This is a genomic window from Sulfitobacter sp. SK025, from assembly GCF_003352105.1.
Taxonomy (GTDB): domain Bacteria; phylum Pseudomonadota; class Alphaproteobacteria; order Rhodobacterales; family Rhodobacteraceae; genus Sulfitobacter; species Sulfitobacter pontiacus.
Map to the genome: position 1 here is coordinate 44,200 of NZ_CP025811.1, position 17,401 is coordinate 61,600.

A 17,401-nucleotide genomic window follows, 5' to 3' on the forward strand; every position below is an offset into this window, starting at 1 on the left:
GCGCGCCCATGGGAAAGGCGCGGATCGCCACGGGCGTCCTGCTGGTGACGCTTGTGACCGGGGCCATGGGCTATACCATTGCCTCGGCGGTGCTGACCTACCAGGATCTCGGCTTCGGGGCCGAGATCGACTTTGCCTATATCGCGCAGAACTACATGGCGATCCTCGATCGCCGCCCGGAGGACGCGCAACTTATACACCTGATTATCGGTAGCTTCGCCACCGCCGGCCTCTTGCTGAGCCTCGCTCTCTCGGGATCCGCCCTGACACGCTTTGGCCAGACCCATTGGCAGACTGCGCGCGAGATGAAGGCCAATGGGTTCTTCGGGGCACCGGGCACCGGGTTCATCCTCGGCAAGCTGGGGATGCCGGGCTCCCGCGCCAATTACATCTGCTCCAAGGTCTTCCCGCATGCGCTGATCGTGGCGCCCACGGGCCGTGGCAAGACCACGGGTTTTGTTATTCCGAACCTGCTGACCTGGCAGGGCTCCGCCGTGACGCTCGATGTGAAGGGCGAGTGTTTCGAGGCCACGGCCCGGCACCGCGCAGCCCAGGGCGACAAGGTCTATCGCTTTGCCCCCACCGATTGGGAGGGCAAGCGCACACATCGCTACAACCCGCTCCTGCGCATTTCCGAGTTGAAAGACCGCGCGCGCCAGCAGATGGAATTGCAGCTCTTGGCGACGCTCTTCTTGCAAAGCGACAACGACCGGGTGCAGGGCCTCCTCAAAGGCGGGATCGATCTCTTCGTGGCGGCAGGGCTTCTGGCCTTCCAGCGCAAGCGCCCGACCTTGGGCGAGATCTATCGCATCGCGGCCTCGGGCGGGAACAAGCAGAAGGAATACTTCGCCCGCGGTCACGAGGTGGACGACCGGGCCGCCAAGCTGATCTTCACGCGGCTGGCCTCGACCAACAACGATACGCTGACCTCTTATGTTTCGCTCCTGATGACCTCGGGGCTCGACCAATGGCAGAACCCGGCCATCGATGAGGCGACGGCGGTGTCGGACTTTGATTTCCGGACCATCCGCAAAAAGCCCTTCTCGGTTTATCTCGTGGTCCAGCCGCTGATGGTGAAGCCGCTCGCGCCGCTGATCCGGCTGTTTTTCTCCGACCTGCTCTCCGCCATGCAGGAGAAGGATCCCGGGCCAGATGAACCCTGGCCCGTGATGATCATGCTCGACGAGTTCAATCGCCTCGGCAAGATGCCCATCGTGGTCGAGAGCATCGAGACCCTGCGGACCTATCGCGGCCATTTGGCCGTGGTCACCCAAACCATCCCCGCCCTCGATGAAATCTATGGCGAAAACACCCGCCGCGCCTTGCAGGGGAATGCGGGCGTGAAGCTCTACCTGACGCCGTCCGATGAAAAAACCGTCGAGGAGCTCAGCAAGGCTGTCGGCAAGACCACGAAGACCGTCATCACGCGATCCCAGTCCATCGGCAAGAACCCCTTCGAAGGCCGTAGCCAGTCCACCCGGACCGAAGAAAGCTCTCTCCTGCCCGAGGATGAGGCGCGCCGCCTACCGCTCGACGAGATCGTCATGGTCATCGATGCCCAGATGCCGGTCCGCGCGAAGCGGATCCAATACTTTGACGATCGGCTGTTCAAGGCGATCCACGCGGCGCAATCAGGCGAGTTGCCGTTTCCGAAGCCGGGGGACAGGGGACCGCAGGGCACGCTGCCGCTGAGTGTGCGCGCCATGCCGATGACGCCGCCGTTGGATGGGCCAGGGGGAACAGAAGCCGATGTGGAGAGGGCAAGCCAGGCTGGCGATGGTCAACCGTCAGGCCAAGCCGACGCCGCTCCAAAGAAGACCGCGCCTGTCGTTCAAGCCGTCATCACCGAGGAACAGCGTCAGATGGAGATGGATTTTGGGAGCCAGATTGCGGTTGCCGAGTCAGTGGGCGTGGATGATGAGGCGCAGATGCGCTCTGCTGTCGATGGATTGGATGATATGGAAGCGATGTTGCGGGAGGGGTGGGAGTAAAAAGCTGGTTGCTCGATAGGGTGGCGAGGATGGTAAGTCTGTCGGGCAGGGCGAATTCCGTTGAATAACTCTTATACAGCGCGCCGGCCGCAAATTTCGCAGAACAAAATTCTGAATCGCTCAGTTTTCGGCGGCGTCACGTGGCGCAATCAGCTCGTCGGGGAGCGGCTTCCTACATTTCCTAAATTCGCAGTTGCAGAAAGGAGTTTTTCCACAGAATCGGCGGGAGCGGACCCTCAGTCTGGTTCACGCTGCCGGACCTTGGGGGACTATCCTGAATTTTGTGCGCTGACGTGGTAACTGCTCACAGAGGAGACCCACGTATGAGCATCGACAAAGACTTGCTGGACCGTCTGATGGAAGGGCGTTCACCCGGTGACCTGTTTGGCAAGAGCGGCATCCTGGCGGAGCTGACCAAGGCGCTGGCGGAACGCGCGCTGAGCACAGAGATGGATGTCCATCTCGATGAAGAGCGCGCAGATGATGCGCCTGAGGGCCAGAACCAGCCGCCCAATCGGCGCAATGGCAGCAGCCAGAAGACCGTGACCATGGACAGCGGCAAGGTGGTTCTGGACATTCCCCGCGACCGGAACGGCACCTTCGATCCGATGCTGATCGCGAAGTATCAGCGGCGCTTTCCTGAATTCGACCGCAAGATTGTCAGCATGTATGCCCGGGGAATGACGACCCGAGAGATCCAGGGGCATATCGAGGAAATCTACGGCGTCGAGGCCTCGCCCAGCCTGATTTCCGCGATCACCGACGCGGTCATGGAGGAGGTCACCGCCTGGCAGAACCGCCCGCTGGAGCCGTGCTATCCGATCGTCTTCATGGACGCGATCCGGGTCAATATCCGCAGCGACGGGGCGGTCTCGAACAAGGCGGTCTTCGTAGCCCTCGCGGTGCTGCCGGATGGCACGCGGGACGTTCTGGGCCTGTGGTTTCAGGCCAATGAGGGCGCGAAGTTCTGGGCCAAAGTGCTCAGCGACCTGCGCAACAGGGGCGTCCAGGACATCCTCATCGCCGTCGTGGACGGGCTGAAGGGCTTTCCCCAGGCCATCGAGGCCGCATTCCCCCAGACTCGGATCCAGACCTGCATCGTCCATCTGCTGCGTCATTCCATGAACTTCGCCAGCGACAAGGACCGCAATGCCGTCGCCGCCGCCCTCAAGGCGATCTACACGGCCGTGGACGTCGAGGCGGCAGAACTGGCTCTGGCTGAGTTCGAGGACAGCGATCTGGCAAGGCAGTATCCGGCGATCGCGCCGAGCTGGCTCCGGGCCTGGAACGAGGTCATCCCGTTCCTCGATTACCCGCCCGAGGTCCGCAGGCTGATCTACACCACGAATTCCATTGAGGCCTTGAACTCGAAAATTCGCCGTGCCGTCAGAACCCGAGGTCATTTCCCAAGCGACGGCGCTGCGGCGAAATTGATCTATCTGGCGCTCAATGCTACATCGACCGAGTGGAAGCGTTCGGTCCGCGAATGGCACGCTGTCAGATCTCAGCTTGCCATCATGTTCGAAGACCGCTTCCCGATGGCGTAAGAAAACGCGTCACGCACAAAATTCTGCACAGTCTCGGGGCGGACGCCGGACGAAGATCAAACTGCGACCCTGAACAGCCTGCCCACCATCGCCGTGGCTGCCATCGCGGCACCGCCCCAGAACGTGACCCTGACTGCGCCGCGCAAAAGCCCGGCACCGCCCGCCATCGCGCCAAGCAGGGCCAGAAAGAAAATGGTCGCGATATAAACATAAGTGCCTATCTGTCCGGAGGGGGCAAAAAGCACGATGAGCAGTGGCGGAAATGCGCCGAGCGCGAAGGTCAACGCCGAGGTGAACGCGGCGAGCAAGGGGCGCGCCGTAGCCAGTTCCGTGATCCCCAGTTCCTCACGTGCGTGGGCGGCGAGGGGATCGTGCGCGGTCAGTTGCCGGGAGACCTCGGCCGCCACATCATCGCTGACGCCCCGTGCGGTAAATGTCGCGGCCAGTTCGCGCAGTTCGCCATCGGGTTGATCTGTCAGCTCGCGACGTTCACGGGCAAGATCGGCCTGTTCCGTGTCCGCCTGCGAACTGACAGATACGTACTCACCCGCAGCCATCGACATTGCCCCGGCGACCAGTCCGGCCGTTCCGGCCAAGAGGACTTCCGACGCGCTGCCTGCGGCGGCCGCAACGCCGACGATAAGGCTGGCGGTCGAAACGATGCCGTCATTCGCACCCAGAACCGCGGCACGCAGCCAGCCGATACGCGAAACGTTGTGGCTTTCTTTGTGTTGACCTCTCACAGTTCCACCTCAATCATCATTCTGATGGCCATCACTGGCCAGAAGTTCTTCCAAAAATACGCTGAACAACTGTGCGCGGCTCTCGACGCCCGCTTTTGAATAGATGCGCGCCGATTGCGCCCTGATGGTTCCGACCGCGGTTCCGCGAAACTCAGCAATTGTTTCGTTGTCGAAACCCTTGAGAATGAGCAGTCCCACATCCTTTTCCGATGGCGTCAGATGCCAATCTTCAAAGAACGCATCTATAATCTCCGCCATCTCGCCGCGTGCGCCACGCAAGCCGCGATCCAGTTGCTCCATACGGCTCATGACTCCTCGCAGTTCGATCATAAGAAAAACAACGCCGACAATCAAAACGAGTGTTGCGCCCGCTTCCATGTAGAAATGGACCTCGTTGAGGTATTTGTCCGCTTTGAAATCAGCGATGACATCGCTAAAGAAAAAGGCTGCACAGAGTGCCTGCAACAAAATGATGACGGCGAGCGTCAACGCCCGCCGTTTATCTTTTTTGGATAATTGCAAACTGTTTTTCATTCGACCGGTCTATCATTGGGGATGCGCTTGCGACCGTGTATCATTGCCTGCACCAGCGGAACACCCGAGTGCCATGTGTCGAAGATGACGCCGAGAATATGTGCCGCGATTGAGACCAGTAACCACTCATAGGCCAGCTCGTGGACCCTCTCCACCCATGTGATACCGAAGAATTTTGAAGTGCCCATCATATAGCCGGTCGTTCCGATCACCAGCAGCGTCGTCCAGATATTATAGACCATCAAGGCTCCGAGCGGGTTATGAGACAGGTGTACGGTTTTGTCTCCCCTGCGCATGTTTCGCAGGTAGTTCAGCGCACGGAACGGATTAGGCGGGAAGGCCGAGAACCGCGCAGGACGCGTTCCGATAATGCCCCAAAACAATCTGACCCCCACAAGCACCAGCATCGTATAGCCAGCCCACAGGTGGATTGTGCTGTCTTTTGCAACGATGGCCGCATTGATCAGAACCATCAGGACGACGCCCCAATGAATCAGACGGATCAGAGGGTCCCAGACCTGAACCGTTTTGACGTTGCGGGCGCTTTCGCGCCCGCTGCCGAGATCATGTTCCTTCAGCATGACGAAATCACTTCGCCACAATTTTCGTAACCTGACCGGTCGCAGGATCGACAAACACTTCGCTGAGTTTGTCACCCATTACGGCATAGGCCTCGATCTCACCGTCTTCCATCTTCACCTTGCGAACCTCATAGCCCATCTCCACAAGGCTGGCCTTGACCTCATCCATCGTTGTGCCGAGCTGGGCGTCCTGGGTTACTTCGGCTGCAAAGGCCGGGAGGGCGACGACCATGGCGGTGGCAATCAGAAATTTACGCATTGATTTATCCTTTCAGGTTGCATCGCGACGAATTCGCAACGATGTCATCCAGATGCAGTCAAAGGTTGACGGCGAATAGTCGCGGTGAGCTTATAACGCCCTGGATAAGCGCTAGCGTATGGGGTCCAGCCAGAACGGTTCTATCTGCCAGTGGCAGAAACGGTTGGGTCTTGGCAGTTTTCCCCCTCATCCTAGGTCTGCTTCGAGCCCTCTTTTCCCGATGCCACGCTGCGGACGTAGCTTGCATTGCCGTCTCAGAAATGCGTGGCCCAGCGGGGATGGCTCTCGTCGATTATCAAGGCGTGGCTGTGCCTGCGATGCCCTTGCAGATGGGGGTGATCAAGCGGCAGGTTGTCGTGGGTGTGCTGGACCTCGACAGGATCGTTTGCGGGCCAGAGCTTCAATGCAACAAGCATTCCAATGCCAGCGAGGAGGGCCAGTCCGGCCAGCGCGGGAATGACGCCGTAGACCGTCAGCAGCCAACCCGACAACGGATAGGTCACCAGCCAGCAGGCGTGCGACAGCGCGAATTGCGCCGCGAAGAGTGCCGGGCGATCTCCGGCATGGGCGGAACGGCGCAGCAACCGGCCCGAAGGGGTGAGGACGGCGGAATACCCAAGTCCCATCAGCAACCAGGCTGCCAGTAGGATCGTCCAGCCGATTCCGGCTACCAGAACTGTCACTCCCAGCCCCAGAAGTGTCGCTACCATCAGCAGCGCGCCGCCGAACATCACAGGCCGGTCCGGCAACGCATCCAGAAGACGCGGGAGGACCAGCGCGGCCGTCATGGAACCCGCGCCGAAGGCGAACATCGTCCAGGCCAGTGCACTCTCGGACAGGCCGAGCTCTCCGCGCACCAGAACGACGGTATTGACCAGCACCATCGCGCCTGCCGCCGCCCCCGCGAGGTTCAGGGCCAGAAGCCCGCGAAGACGGGGCGTGGCAAGATAGATGCGGATGCCGCGCGTGGTGCGGTCATAGACGCCGCGCGGCACGGATGGACGGGGGCTCGGCAGCAGTACCGAGACGACCAGGAGTGCCGAGGCGGTAAAACCGACCACTGTGCCGATGAACAGCGCGTTGTAAGACATCACTGCCAACAGAAGCGCGGCTAGGGTCGGGCTGACGATGTTTTCCAGATCGTAGGCCAGCCGTGACAGCGACAACGCGCGGGTGTAGCGCGCCTCTTCGGGCAGAACGTCCGGGATCGTCGCCTGAAATGTTGGCGTGAAAGCGGCGGAGGCCGATTGCAGCAGGAAGATCAGCACATAGACCTGCCAGACCTCGGTCACGAAGGACAATGCCAGCGCGACACCGGCACGCACCAGATCAAGCGTCACCAGCAGCGCGCGGCGCGGCACACGGTCCGCGAACGCCCCGGCAATGGGTGCGATGCCCACATAGGCCACCATCTTGATCGTGAAGACCGTGCCGAGGACCAGCGCGGCCCCGTCGTCTGCAAGATCGAAGGCCAGCAGACCGAGCGCGACCGTTGCGAGTCCGGTTCCCAGAAGCGCAACGACCTGCGCCAGAAACAGATGACGGTAGGTGCGGTCGGAAAGGATATCGAGCATGGCGTGCCTCAGAGATAGCGGGCGATCGTCCGCAGTTCGGCGCGATCTGTTTCGGAACCTTCGACGTTCAGGCAATGATCCATATGGTCATGGATCAGCGCCCGCTTCGCGTTCGTAATAGCCTTTTCGACCGCCTGCATCTGTTGGGCGATTTCGAGGCAGGGCTTGCCTGCCTCGATCATCTCGATCACGGCGCGCAGGTGGCCGTCAGCACGTTTCAGCCGGGCGACGAGGGCGGGATGACTTGCATGAACCGGGGAATCTGTCATATGAAAGGCTTATCCTCCCCTGGGGGATAGAACAAGATGGTTCCGCGACGCACCACGCGAGCGACGAGCGGGCAGGCAGGCAGGCAGAGTTGATGGCAACCTTACGGACAATCGGAAAGGCCGCGTTCGCGACGCTTCTCTGCATGGCCGTGCTCCTCTGGTCGGTAACGCCAACAACCTCGCATGCACCCGCGATCCTCGACGTGCTTCAGGAGCACGCGGAGATGATCGCCGAGCACGGGCATTCGCACGGTCTGGAAGAAGACCTGGCCTGGGCCATGCACGGGCACAGCCACGACAGTATAGATCACGATCACAGTCAGGCGGTCGTGCCTGGGCCCGATCTGTCGCCGCAGCCGCTCGATATCTACAGAACCGCATGGCGGCTGAGTTCGGCCACGTCGAACACGTTAAGGATAAACCAGATCGAACGACCTCCGCGCGTCTGATCAACCGCGCCATCGGCGTGTTCCATTCGATCATCAGCACATACGCGGAGTTCAATCCATGACTACAGTCCACCGGGGCTGGACCGATCCCGGCATACGCCGGATCGTGATCCTGTCCTTCATTACGCTGTCAGCGCTCGTTCTGACTGCGGGCCACGCGCTTGCCCATAACGTCACCGAAGGTGACGCGGGCTACATCCAGGAAATCTGGGGGGTAAACATCATTCCCTTCATGTATCTCGGTGCCAAACACATGGTGACGGGTTACGACCACATCCTGTTCCTGCTTGGCGTCGTCTTCTTCCTCTACAGGATGAAGGACGTGGGCATCTATGTGAGCCTCTTCGCCCTCGGGCATTCGACCACGATGCTGGCGGGCGTCTGGTTCGGATGGGGCATAAATGCCTATATTATCGACGCCATCATCGGCCTTTCAGTCGTCTACAAGGCGCTCGACAATCTCGGCGCCTACCAACGCTGGTTCGGGTTCCAACCCAATACCAAGGCCGCGACGCTGATTTTCGGCTTCTTTCACGGCACCGGCCTCGCCACCAAGATTCTCGACTACGAGATCGCTTCGGACGGTCTGCTGGCTAATCTTCTGGCGTTCAACGTCGGAGTCGAGCTTGGCCAGATCATGGCGCTTGCCGTGATCCTCATCGTCATGGGCTTCTGGCGGAAGTCCCCGAACTTCTTCCGCCAAGCCTACACCGCCAACGTCGTCATGATGTCCATGGGGTTCATCCTGATGGGCTTGCAAATCACCGGCTATTTCGTAGCCACCTGAGAAATTGGAGACCAAAATGTTCAACGCAGAAAAACCGAGCCTCGAAGAATTGCCAAGCTCCGCGCAGCTGATCCGTTCCACCGCCATCGCGGCCGCCAGCGCCGTCGCGATCCTCGTGACCGTCGTGTTGCCTGCTGAATACAACATCGACCCGACCGGGATCGGTGGAGTCCTCGGTCTGGCGGAGATGGGCGAGATCAAGACCCAGCTCGCGGAAGAGGCCGAGGCCGACAGGCTGATGGAGCTTGAAGCAGAGGAACAATCGAGCCTGATGAACGATATTTTCGGGCTCTTCGTCGGCGCGGCACACGCACAAGAGGCCGAAGTCTGGCGCGACGAGATAACCTTCACTCTAGCACCTGGTGACAGTGCCGAATGGAAGCTGGTGATGGAAGAAGGCCAGACGGTGGAATATCGGATGCTCGTTGAAGGCGGTCGCGTGAACTTCGACATGCATGGCCACGGCGGCGGCAACTCGATCACCTATGAGAAAGGCCGCGGCTCCACCGGCGACGAAGGCGAGATCGTCGCCGCCTTCGACGGCGAACACGGCTGGTTCTGGCGCAACCGCGACAGCGAGCTCGCCACCGTGACCGTTCAGGTTCGCGGTGAATATGCCGAATTCAAAGACGCCAGTTGAACTCAGGGGCTACCACTGCCGAATCGCGTGGAGTTGGTGGCCCCTACTCATTCAGGCGGGCGGCCAGTTCTGCGCACATCACAGCGATGAAGTTTGTGAGTTCTCGAAACAGAAGCGCGTTGTTGCGCAGACCAGATCTGGCCCAACGAGAGTAGCTTGTCAGTTGATACAAAGTGCAACCGTAGCAGGCACTCTCGGCCCGAAAGGACTGCCGACTTGTTAACGAAAATTTGCCCTTGAACCTCTAGCCACTAGAAGTCCTATGTTTTCAAGGAGAACATATGCCGTTCTTGCCATCAATCGCCGGTGAGAACCGAAAGGGTACGACATGCTGACAAGACGACACTTCATTCAAACAACAACGGCGCTATTTTCTGCGACCGTTCCCGGCGTGGCTTTTGCCGACACTTGGCCCACTGAGGCGCAGAAGGCTGCGTGGGACGCACAGGTGACGCCTCAGAATTATGTTGCCGAGACTTCCAACCCATGGGGATTGCACCCGCGGTTCCTACCGCAACGCGTAGTCGCGAAGGCCGGGCTCGTGCCGGGAGATATTCATGTCGATGCGGTCGCGCGATATCTCTACCACATTGAAGAGGGTGGAACCGCGATGCGCTACGGCGTGGCGATCGCGAGGGGGAACCTCTACGAGCCGGGTGTCTATACCATCAAGCGCAAGGTCAGGTGGCCGCACTGGCAACCGACACAGAGCATGATCAATCGCGACCCCGAACTTTATGCTGACATTGCCGATGGCATGGAACCGGGACCGGAAAACGCGCTTGGATCGAGGGCGCTGTATCTCTACGTCGGGGATCGCGATACCCTTTTGCGCATCCATGGCACTCCGAGCCCACGGAGTATCGGTGGCCGCGCAAGTTCGGGCTGCGTACGGATGGTCATGGCTCATATCAATGATCTTTACCCGAACGTCGAGACCGGCTCTACGGCCTATCTTTACTCGGCGGAGGACAGCGTCACTGCCCGCAGCTAAGCCAAGCAGCGGACGGCAAACGCAATTAAGTTTCGCGAGGGGTGCAGATACGATTGCCGTTCGCCGTGCGCAGCGGCAGCAAGGTTGTTTCTACGGGGCCGCTGTGTTTGTACCAGTAGCACCCGTCTTCCGGTACCAAGCGCGCAGTTGCAACATCCTGATCCGGGGCAGCCATTGCAATCACGGCTTCGGGAACGCTGTCCCGCTGGTCTGCCGCGTCGCCCGGTCCAGGCGGCTGGATTGCGCACCCGGCCGTAAGCGGCAGCGCCACTGCAACCATTATTTTTTGCTTCAGCATCAAAATCCGCATCAAGCTTCCTTTCGTGTCTGTTTTTCTCTCCAGCGGCTCTTCATGCCTCGAGGCATGATAGAGCCGGTCATCGCATCCTCTAGCAATAAAACAATCTGAAATACCACCGTATTTTGCTCTTGAAGCTCTAGCCACTGTAGGGGCTATGTCATGGTAAAGCACCCGAATCCAGAGGTCCATTCATGCCGTCCGACACCCATCGTCACGACCACGATCACGCCGAAGATGCCCAGACAAGCGGCGGCAGCTGCTGCGGGAGCGCCGGAACGTGCGGCGACATCGTTCCGGCGACGCCCGCGCCAGCGGGCGGGCGCAGTTTTCAGGTGTCCGGCCTCGATTGCGCCGAGGAGGTCGCGATCCTGAACAAGGTGGTCGGCCCGAAGATCGGCGGGGCCGAGCATCTCGCGTTCGACGTGATCAATGGACGGATGACCATTCTCGACAGCGCCAAGAGTGTATCGGACGGCGAAATTGCAGAACTGGTCGCAAGCACCGGCATGACCGCCAAGCCCTGGGATGCCGAAAACGCGTCGGTGGACCAGGCGGCCCATATTGCACGCCAGCGGCTGTTTACGGCGCTCAGTGGCGGCTTCTGGGCCGCGGGATTTCTGTGGCACATCATCGAGACCGGCATGGGGGGGGCACTCGGCCTCTTCGCAGGGCACGGCGAAGCGCCGATGCCACTGGTCGAGGCAGGGCTATTCGCGGTTGCGATCCTGTTCGGTGTCTGGCTCGTGGCACCCAAGGCATGGTCGTCCGCACGGCGGCTGTCGCCCGACATGAACCTGCTGATGGTCGTCGCAGTCGCGGGTGCAATTGGCCTCGGCGAATTTTTCGAGGCGGCGACGGTCGCGTTCTTCTTCTCGCTCTCGCTTTTCCTCGAAAGCTGGAGCGTCGGGCGTGCGAGGAATGCGGTTTCAGCTCTGCTCGACCTGGCGCCGCCGACGGCAAGAGTTCTTAATGATAACGGCTCAGAAGCGGACGTTCCGGCTTCTGCGGTTGCTATCAACGCACGTTTCGTCGTGCGCGGCGGAGACCGCATCCCATTGGATGGTGAGGTTGTCGATGGGGCAGGGGCCGTCGATCAGGCGCCAATCACCGGAGAGAGTGCGCTGGTCCCAAAGGAACGGGGCGACGAAGTCTATGCCGGTACGATCAACGGCGAAGGCACACTGACGGTGCGCGCCACGAAGGCCGCCTCGGATACCGTGTTGGCCAAGATCATCCGCATGGTCGGTGACGCCCATGCCCGCCGCGCGCCGGTGGAGCAGTGGGTGGCGAAGTTCGCCCGCATCTACACGCCTATCGTCATGGCTCTCGCCATCGCAATTGCCCTGCTGCCGCCGCTCATTTTCGGTGGGGCCTGGGATTATTGGTTCTACAATGCACTCGTGCTGCTGGTGATCGCTTGCCCATGCGCTCTGGTCATCTCGACACCGGTCTCCATCGTCGCCGCACTCACCGCCTCAGCGCGGGCCGGGGTGCTGATCAAGGGCGGTGCATATGTTGAGGCACCGGGCAAAACCACTGCACTGGCCATGGACAAGACCGGCACGATCACCATGGGCGAGCCCGAGGTGGCGGCGGTGCATCCGCTCGGTAAAGCATCGGCACAAGATCTGATGACCCTCGCCGCTGGGCTGGAGGCACGTTCCTCGCATCCCTTGGCGCGCGCCATTCTCGCGCGGGCAGAAGCCGACGGCATCAAGGTGTCCGCCGCGGAAGATACCCGAACCGTTCCGGGCAGGGGACTTGAAGGACGCACAGACGGCCGGTCGATATGGCTAGGGTCGGACCGGTTTGCCGAGGAGAAGGGTTTCGGCGACGCCATTCCGAAGGATTTGCGCGACCGCATCGAAGGCGCCGGCAGCACTCTTGTCGCCATCGGCGATGAAACCGGTGTGACGGGCATCCTGGAATTGCGCGACCGTATCCGCCCCGACGCCAAGGGCATAGTGGCACAGCTCCACGCGCAGGGCGTGAAGATCATCGTCATGCTGACGGGCGACAACGAGCGGACAGCGCACGCTGTTGCAGCCGAGGTCGGCATCGACGAGGTCCGTGCCGAGCTTCTGCCCGAAGACAAGGTGACAGCCATCGAAGAACTGGTCGAAACGCATGACATGGTGGCCATGATCGGCGACGGGGTGAACGACGCCCCCGCCATGGCGCGCGCGCATTACGCCATCGCGATGGGTGCTGTTGGTTCGGACGCGGCAATCGAGACGGCGGATATTGCCCTGATGACCGACGACCTCGGCAAGGTGCCTTGGCTGATCGGTCATTCGCGCCGGACAATGTCGATTATCCATCAGAACATCGGTATTTCCTTGTCGACCAAGGGCGTTTTCGTTGTCGCTACCGCGTTCGGACTGGCATCGATGTGGGGCGCTATTGCAGCCGACGTAGGAGTGTCATTGCTGGTGGTGGCCAACGCCCTGCGCCTGCTTAACAGCCAAGAGGCCAAGGCGCCGCCGTCCGGCGGTGAACAGGTTGGCGAAGGCTTGGCCAAAGGGGCGCTGGCACATGGTCATTGAACTGGGAGAACGCGGAAAGGAGCCGAGACGGGACATGAGCGTGAAGGGCAGGATGATGTGTCCGGTTTGCGAGGTGCCCTTGAGTATGACAGAACGCCAGGGGATCGAGATCGACTTTTGTCCCGATTGCCGGGGTGTCTGGCTCGACCGAGGCGAACTGGACAAGATCATCGAGCGTTCGGCACCCGATGTGGCGCCTCAGCGGGTGCCTGAGCCGCGCGGCTACAACGATGATCGCGGCTACCGGCGCGGAAAACACGGCGGCGGCGACGGCAAGCACGGCTATCGCCGCAAATCCTGGCTTCACGAGTTGTTCGATTAAGGCCTGCCGTGGCCTCCCTGCCGGTCGCCCTCAAGGCGCTGCGGTAGGCCCGCAAGGCATTCACCGGTGAGCAGGTTGGTCCAGCGATGGCAAAGGCCGCGCTTGCCCACGGACATTGATCACGCAGCATTTGCAAGGTAATGTAGTGTCCATATCAGCCCTCACGAAAGAGGCATCGAGCAGTGAAACCATCCGATTTCCCCGCCGCGCCGTCCTGCTGGGCGGGTTGGCAGCGTTTTTGTCTGGCTGTGCCAGCAAGTTCCGCAGCTATGGCGGACCCGAGGTGACCCGTGTTCGGCTTTACAAGGGGCAGCGTTTGCTTGTTCTGGACGGAGCCGATCGCGTATTGCAAACCTATCCGGTCGGGCTGGGTTTCGCTCCTGAGGGTCACAAGCAATTCGAGGGAGACGGCCGGACCCCGGAGGGCACCTACATAGTAGATAAGCGCAACCCTGAAAGTACGTATCATCTTTCAGTTGGTATCTCTTATCCGAACGAGGCCGACATCGCCTTTGCCGAAGCGCAGGGCCTTTCCCCCGGCGGCGACATTTTCATCCATGGTGGTCCACGCCCGGGCATCGACCCAACGGACGTCCGCGACTGGACAGCTGGCTGCATCGCGGTCACAGATCGGCAGATCGAGGAAATCTATGCAATGGTGAAGGACGGAACACCGATCGACATCTACGCCTGATGGGAGGAGATGATCTTCCGTCAGATCAGGCAAATCGTCGGCACAGGGCCACGTTGATCGCTTCGATGGCGATCACGGCCAAAGTGACGCTCGCCGCCGTGGGCCAGCGCAAGCACCCGGTACGCGTAAGGACACTACAATATGTGTCCAGCCGTGGCAGTGGCGAAACAGGCGGGCCCTAGCGGAGAAGAATACGTCTGGTCTCATGTCGAATTCAATCTATCCGAGGGCATAGACGATGGTCACGACGGTAATCATGACAACCATGAACATGGAGGATGCGCCAAGGGCGAGCGTACGGCCCATGTCCCGGTTCGGCTTCTCTACTTTCAGACGCAGTTCCTCCGCGGTTTCCGGAAACTCGAGCGCCGCCGCATTCGATTGGCGCATCAGGTCGTAGCGGGACGTCCAGCGCCGTTCCTCCGCCGCGTTCCAGCCGTTCAGCACCAGAATGATTGCCACGATGAGAACCATCGATGACGGGACCCAGATTACGTAGCCACCGATTGTCTCGTCAGCCAGGGCGCGAAGTCGACCATCGCTCGCTGCGATGATTTCTGATCCATAGAGGGGCACATCCTTGAGCGTTGTCAGGGAGCCTAGAAAGATGTTGGAAACGATCACCACGAACCCTGACATCAGCCGAGCACCGCGCCGCGCTCCTTCAGGTGGATCGCGCAGATCGAACAGCAAAGCAAAGTACCAAAGCCCAGCCAGCACCATAGACAGATGTGCCAGCGCTTCCATCGCCGCAATACGTTGTGTAAGGGCGTAAATCATCGGGATCTGCCAGACGAAAAGCGCACCAATCAACAAGGAGGTGGCAGATGCAGGAAGCGCCAAGAATCGCGGGATGCGCGCACGCCCAATCGCGGCAAGGCGTCGGCGCCATTCCCTTTTCAATCCAGCTTGAAGGCCAAGCCAGGGCTGAGAAACCGCGATAAGAAGCGGTCCTACCAGTCGCAGAAGAAGATGCTCGACCTGATGTACCGAAAACAGACTGTGCCCCAATGGCGCGAGCGGCCCATTCGTCGCGACGAGGACGGCCGCGAGGCCGGCAAAGAAGGCGGTTCGACGCCAACCAGAAACCCTTCCGAGACAGCGAGCGTGTATCTTGAGCCCACGCAAAAACAGCCATGCTGTAAGACCGACAACAATGAGCGACACCGGTGACAGCACATAGCCGAAAGGGTCGTATAGGAATAAGAAGTTCGTGATCATTCGCTCTGGCCCTCGCTCATCCGAGGGTTGTCGGAGGTAGCTGGTGTGAGCCGCGAGATCCCGGAAGCGCCGCCACGGGCCAGTGACAGATCGGTCGACATGGCGAGGTATTCGCCTTGTATCCACGAGGGAAAGAGATTGTCGTAGAATCGAGATAGCGGATGTCCCGACTGTCCGGCGGGCGAGATGTAGTATGATCCCGCTGCTTCCGATATCGACATGACCGCCTGAAAATTGCTTCCGGCACTCACAAGGAATGGACGGTCTTCTACGACACCAAATGATGTTAAGAATTGCGTAAACGGATCGCCTGAAATCGGCGCTTGAAGGGACAGCAGGTTGGTCAGCAACCGACGCGAACTGATCGGCGACCACTGCATGTCCAATCTATGCTCTTCCCCCCAGGTCCACGTCGAGGGATCGCGCCCATATCGATCGACCAGCCAGCCAAGGGCATCATCCAGGGCCACGCGAACCTGCTCCTCGCATGTCTCGCGAGGTGAGGATAGGCGGATGTCACACCAGATCGCGCTACCGCGACGATCGCTGAGTACCGCAAAAAGAAAGTTCGAGTTCGGACGGGTCCAGAGTTGCTCCGCTGTCGGAAACTCGTCCTTCAAAATGCGCTGCTGCAAAGCCCGGACCCAGGTCCAGAACAGCAGAGGTTCCGGTGAATAGCGATCCATTTCGCCATTCCACGACGCAAGCCTGTCCAGTAGCTCACGACGAAGGCTGTCCGCATCGGTGCCTTCGGTGCTGTCTCTGGACTGCACAAACCAAAGCTCTTTCGCCATCAGGGGCAGGAGGGTTCGCGCCACGGAACTTACGGTGTCCCTTTGAACACCGATGGCGCCTTCCGTCGAGAAGATCGATTGCCGCGCTTCAAGCTCCGCCAGTCGAATGTCGCGAAAAGACGACGCCCGAACGGCCTCCGCTCTTGGCCATCGGGCAACGGTCTCTCGGTCAATGGCCAATGCCTCCATGCCCTTCGGCAACATGTCTGCGGCAACTCCGATGGCATCGGTCGCGTCGGCCGAACGCGCGAACAGCTCCAGCATCGTCAGGAAACCTGCCGCCTGCACGGGTGACGGCCCCCTTGGTGCCTCCTCGTCTGGCACGGGAAATGACCGGAAGGCCCAGGCGACGCGCGTATTGCGACCGACAATAACGAAAGGTACGCCCGGCATTGTGGCCCCTATGGCCGGCCCTGTCGAAAATTGAAGATCTGCGAGATACCATTCCGAGGGAAGCGGCAGGGAACCGCTGGTATCGGCGGCTAGAATTGGCGTTCCGGTCGCTGTTCGGTCGCCGTCCATCGCCCATGCATCAAGGCGCTGCTCCGGATCAGTCGCAAACAGTTCGGGCACTCTCAGGCGATCCGCCGGTATAATGGCACCTGATATACTCGGCATTCCTTCCCGTGCGCTTCCCGGTCGCAGGCCATTCAGGAAAGACCGGGCAATCCTCAGGCTATCGCCGGGTGTCCAGGCCGCGATCGACCGTTCGTCTGCGATCAGCAGCTCCGGAGAGCCTCTGCCACGCCCGCCTTCTGACACAAGCTCGAGCCACGCATTGACGCCCGCGGCATAGGACGCGAGCGCGTCTGAGACCGCTGGCGCAACGGACAATGTCTCATCGGATGGCCACGAAGCTTCCGCTTTTCGCCTTGCCCTTAACAGTTGACCGAGCCTGTCTTGGGCGTGAACGAAGCCGATCGCGAAGTAGACATCTGCAGCGGAAGTTGCGGAGATGTGCGGGACTGCCGAAGAATCTCGCAGAATGTCGACCGGTCCGCCTAAGCCTGCGACCGTGAAGTCCTCGTCGTAGTCGGGAACGGATGCGCTCAGCAGAAAATAGACCAACCCGGAACCAACCGATACCGTGATGCAGATTGCCAGAAACCCGTACAGCAATATGTTGAAAAGCCGTCTCATGTCGGTGCTGTTTCG

General features: G+C 60.4%; 18 protein-coding genes. 9 read left to right on the forward strand and 9 right to left on the reverse strand.

Annotated elements, in window-relative coordinates:
* Positions 1–8 precede the first annotated feature (8 nt).
* Together C1J04_RS17730 and C1J04_RS17735 are read left to right on the forward strand one after the other, a co-directional pair.
* Positions 9–1,991: a type IV secretory system conjugative DNA transfer family protein gene (locus C1J04_RS17730; RefSeq protein ID WP_114865702.1), complete on the forward strand. Its 1,983-nt coding sequence runs from the start codon at positions 9–11 to the stop codon at positions 1,989–1,991.
* Positions 1,992–2,314: 323 nt separating this feature from the next.
* Positions 2,315–3,538: an IS256 family transposase gene (locus tag C1J04_RS17735; protein ID WP_114865703.1), complete on the forward strand. Its 1,224-nt coding sequence runs from the start codon at positions 2,315–2,317 to the stop codon at positions 3,536–3,538.
* Positions 3,539–3,594: 56 nt separating this feature from the next.
* Here the strand turns inward: C1J04_RS17735 and C1J04_RS17740 are convergent, their stop codons facing one another.
* From C1J04_RS17740 to C1J04_RS17765, 6 genes are all read right to left on the reverse strand, one after another.
* Entirely contained in the window at positions 3,595–4,281 is a 687-nt protein-coding gene (locus C1J04_RS17740; protein ID WP_114865704.1) for a VIT1/CCC1 transporter family protein, read from the reverse strand.
* A gap of 9 nt (positions 4,282–4,290) precedes the next feature.
* Entirely contained in the window at positions 4,291–4,815 is a 525-nt protein-coding gene (locus C1J04_RS17745) for a helix-turn-helix transcriptional regulator (protein WP_114865705.1), read from the reverse strand.
* Positions 4,812–5,396, reverse strand: coding sequence for a cytochrome b/b6 domain-containing protein (locus C1J04_RS17750; RefSeq protein WP_114865706.1), 585 nt, complete (start codon positions 5,394–5,396; stop codon positions 4,812–4,814). The genes C1J04_RS17745 and C1J04_RS17750 overlap by 4 nt, the downstream gene beginning before the upstream one ends.
* A 7-nt stretch (positions 5,397–5,403) precedes the next feature.
* Positions 5,404–5,655 (reverse strand): PepSY domain-containing protein, encoded by a 252-nt coding sequence (locus C1J04_RS17755; RefSeq protein ID WP_114865707.1) that lies wholly within the window; start codon positions 5,653–5,655, stop codon positions 5,404–5,406.
* A 254-nt stretch (positions 5,656–5,909) separates the two neighbouring features.
* Positions 5,910–7,229, reverse strand: coding sequence for an MFS transporter (locus tag C1J04_RS17760; protein WP_114865708.1), 1,320 nt, complete (start codon positions 7,227–7,229; stop codon positions 5,910–5,912).
* Between the two features lie 8 nt (positions 7,230–7,237).
* Positions 7,238–7,498 (reverse strand): metal-sensing transcriptional repressor, encoded by a 261-nt coding sequence (locus C1J04_RS17765; RefSeq protein ID WP_114865709.1) that lies wholly within the window; start codon positions 7,496–7,498, stop codon positions 7,238–7,240.
* A gap of 143 nt (positions 7,499–7,641) precedes the next feature.
* On the opposite strand from C1J04_RS17765, the gene C1J04_RS17770 reads away from it, so the two are divergent.
* The 4 genes from C1J04_RS17770 (at position 7,642) to C1J04_RS17785 (ending at position 10,368) form a co-directional block, all read left to right on the forward strand.
* Positions 7,642–7,947 (forward strand): hypothetical protein, encoded by a 306-nt coding sequence (locus C1J04_RS17770; RefSeq protein WP_254693897.1) that lies wholly within the window; start codon positions 7,642–7,644, stop codon positions 7,945–7,947.
* Between the two features lie 58 nt (positions 7,948–8,005).
* The gene (locus C1J04_RS17775; RefSeq protein ID WP_114865711.1) at positions 8,006–8,734 is read left to right on the forward strand and encodes a HupE/UreJ family protein; all 729 of its coding nucleotides are present in this window, start codon (positions 8,006–8,008) and stop codon (positions 8,732–8,734) included.
* A 16-nt stretch (positions 8,735–8,750) separates the two neighbouring features.
* Positions 8,751–9,374 carry a transmembrane anchor protein gene (locus tag C1J04_RS17780; protein ID WP_114865712.1) on the forward strand — a complete coding sequence of 208 codons (624 nt, stop codon included), beginning with the start codon at positions 8,751–8,753 and terminating at the stop codon, positions 9,372–9,374.
* Positions 9,375–9,702: 328 nt separating this feature from the next.
* Entirely contained in the window at positions 9,703–10,368 is a 666-nt protein-coding gene (locus tag C1J04_RS17785; protein WP_114865713.1) for a L,D-transpeptidase, read from the forward strand.
* A gap of 25 nt (positions 10,369–10,393) precedes the next feature.
* Here C1J04_RS17785 and C1J04_RS17790 read toward each other — a convergent pair whose 3' ends face one another.
* Positions 10,394–10,678: a hypothetical protein gene (locus C1J04_RS17790; RefSeq protein WP_114865714.1), complete on the reverse strand. Its 285-nt coding sequence runs from the start codon at positions 10,676–10,678 to the stop codon at positions 10,394–10,396.
* A 182-nt stretch (positions 10,679–10,860) separates the two neighbouring features.
* Here C1J04_RS17790 and C1J04_RS17795 point away from each other — a divergent pair, with 182 nt between their 5' ends.
* The 3 genes from C1J04_RS17795 to C1J04_RS17805 all read left to right on the forward strand — a co-directional run bounded on the left by C1J04_RS17795 (position 10,861) and on the right by C1J04_RS17805 (position 14,231).
* Entirely contained in the window at positions 10,861–13,215 is a 2,355-nt protein-coding gene (locus tag C1J04_RS17795; protein WP_114865715.1) for a heavy metal translocating P-type ATPase, read from the forward strand.
* Positions 13,216–13,249: 34 nt separating this feature from the next.
* Positions 13,250–13,537 carry a TFIIB-type zinc ribbon-containing protein gene (locus C1J04_RS17800; RefSeq protein WP_037941812.1) on the forward strand — a complete coding sequence of 96 codons (288 nt, stop codon included), beginning with the start codon at positions 13,250–13,252 and terminating at the stop codon, positions 13,535–13,537.
* A gap of 217 nt (positions 13,538–13,754) precedes the next feature.
* Positions 13,755–14,231, forward strand: a complete 477-nt coding sequence (locus C1J04_RS17805) for a L,D-transpeptidase family protein (RefSeq protein ID WP_114865764.1) — start codon at positions 13,755–13,757, stop codon at positions 14,229–14,231.
* Positions 14,232–14,450: 219 nt separating this feature from the next.
* Here C1J04_RS17805 and C1J04_RS17810 read toward each other — a convergent pair whose 3' ends face one another.
* Positions 14,451–15,452: a cytochrome c oxidase assembly protein gene (locus C1J04_RS17810; RefSeq protein WP_114865716.1), complete on the reverse strand. Its 1,002-nt coding sequence runs from the start codon at positions 15,450–15,452 to the stop codon at positions 14,451–14,453.
* Positions 15,449–17,386 (reverse strand): penicillin acylase family protein, encoded by a 1,938-nt coding sequence (locus tag C1J04_RS17815; protein WP_114865717.1) that lies wholly within the window; start codon positions 17,384–17,386, stop codon positions 15,449–15,451. The genes C1J04_RS17810 and C1J04_RS17815 overlap by 4 nt, the downstream gene beginning before the upstream one ends.
* Between the last annotated feature and the right edge of the window lie 15 nt (positions 17,387–17,401).

What these genes read in the sequence shown, in the direction of transcription:
- C1J04_RS17730 (WP_114865702.1), top strand. Translation starts at nt 9, where the DNA reads ATGGGAAAGGCGCGGATCGCCACGGGCGTCCTGCTGGTGACGCTTGTG.
- C1J04_RS17735 (WP_114865703.1), top strand. Translation starts at nt 2,315, where the DNA reads ATGAGCATCGACAAAGACTTGCTGGACCGTCTGATGGAAGGGCGTTCA.
- C1J04_RS17745 (WP_114865705.1), bottom strand. Translation starts at nt 4,815, where the DNA reads ATGAAAAACAGTTTGCAATTATCCAAAAAAGATAAACGGCGGGCGTTG.
- C1J04_RS17750 (WP_114865706.1), bottom strand. Translation starts at nt 5,396, where the DNA reads ATGCTGAAGGAACATGATCTCGGCAGCGGGCGCGAAAGCGCCCGCAAC.
- C1J04_RS17755 (WP_114865707.1), bottom strand. Translation starts at nt 5,655, where the DNA reads ATGCGTAAATTTCTGATTGCCACCGCCATGGTCGTCGCCCTCCCGGCC.
- C1J04_RS17760 (WP_114865708.1), bottom strand. Translation starts at nt 7,229, where the DNA reads ATGCTCGATATCCTTTCCGACCGCACCTACCGTCATCTGTTTCTGGCG.
- C1J04_RS17765 (WP_114865709.1), bottom strand. Translation starts at nt 7,498, where the DNA reads ATGACAGATTCCCCGGTTCATGCAAGTCATCCCGCCCTCGTCGCCCGG.
- C1J04_RS17770 (WP_254693897.1), top strand. Translation starts at nt 7,642, where the DNA reads ATGGCCGTGCTCCTCTGGTCGGTAACGCCAACAACCTCGCATGCACCC.
- C1J04_RS17775 (WP_114865711.1), top strand. Translation starts at nt 8,006, where the DNA reads ATGACTACAGTCCACCGGGGCTGGACCGATCCCGGCATACGCCGGATC.
- C1J04_RS17780 (WP_114865712.1), top strand. Translation starts at nt 8,751, where the DNA reads ATGTTCAACGCAGAAAAACCGAGCCTCGAAGAATTGCCAAGCTCCGCG.
- C1J04_RS17785 (WP_114865713.1), top strand. Translation starts at nt 9,703, where the DNA reads ATGCTGACAAGACGACACTTCATTCAAACAACAACGGCGCTATTTTCT.
- C1J04_RS17790 (WP_114865714.1), bottom strand. Translation starts at nt 10,678, where the DNA reads ATGCGGATTTTGATGCTGAAGCAAAAAATAATGGTTGCAGTGGCGCTG.
- C1J04_RS17795 (WP_114865715.1), top strand. Translation starts at nt 10,861, where the DNA reads ATGCCGTCCGACACCCATCGTCACGACCACGATCACGCCGAAGATGCC.
- C1J04_RS17800 (WP_037941812.1), top strand. Translation starts at nt 13,250, where the DNA reads ATGAGCGTGAAGGGCAGGATGATGTGTCCGGTTTGCGAGGTGCCCTTG.
- C1J04_RS17810 (WP_114865716.1), bottom strand. Translation starts at nt 15,452, where the DNA reads ATGATCACGAACTTCTTATTCCTATACGACCCTTTCGGCTATGTGCTG.
- C1J04_RS17815 (WP_114865717.1), bottom strand. Translation starts at nt 17,386, where the DNA reads ATGAGACGGCTTTTCAACATATTGCTGTACGGGTTTCTGGCAATCTGC.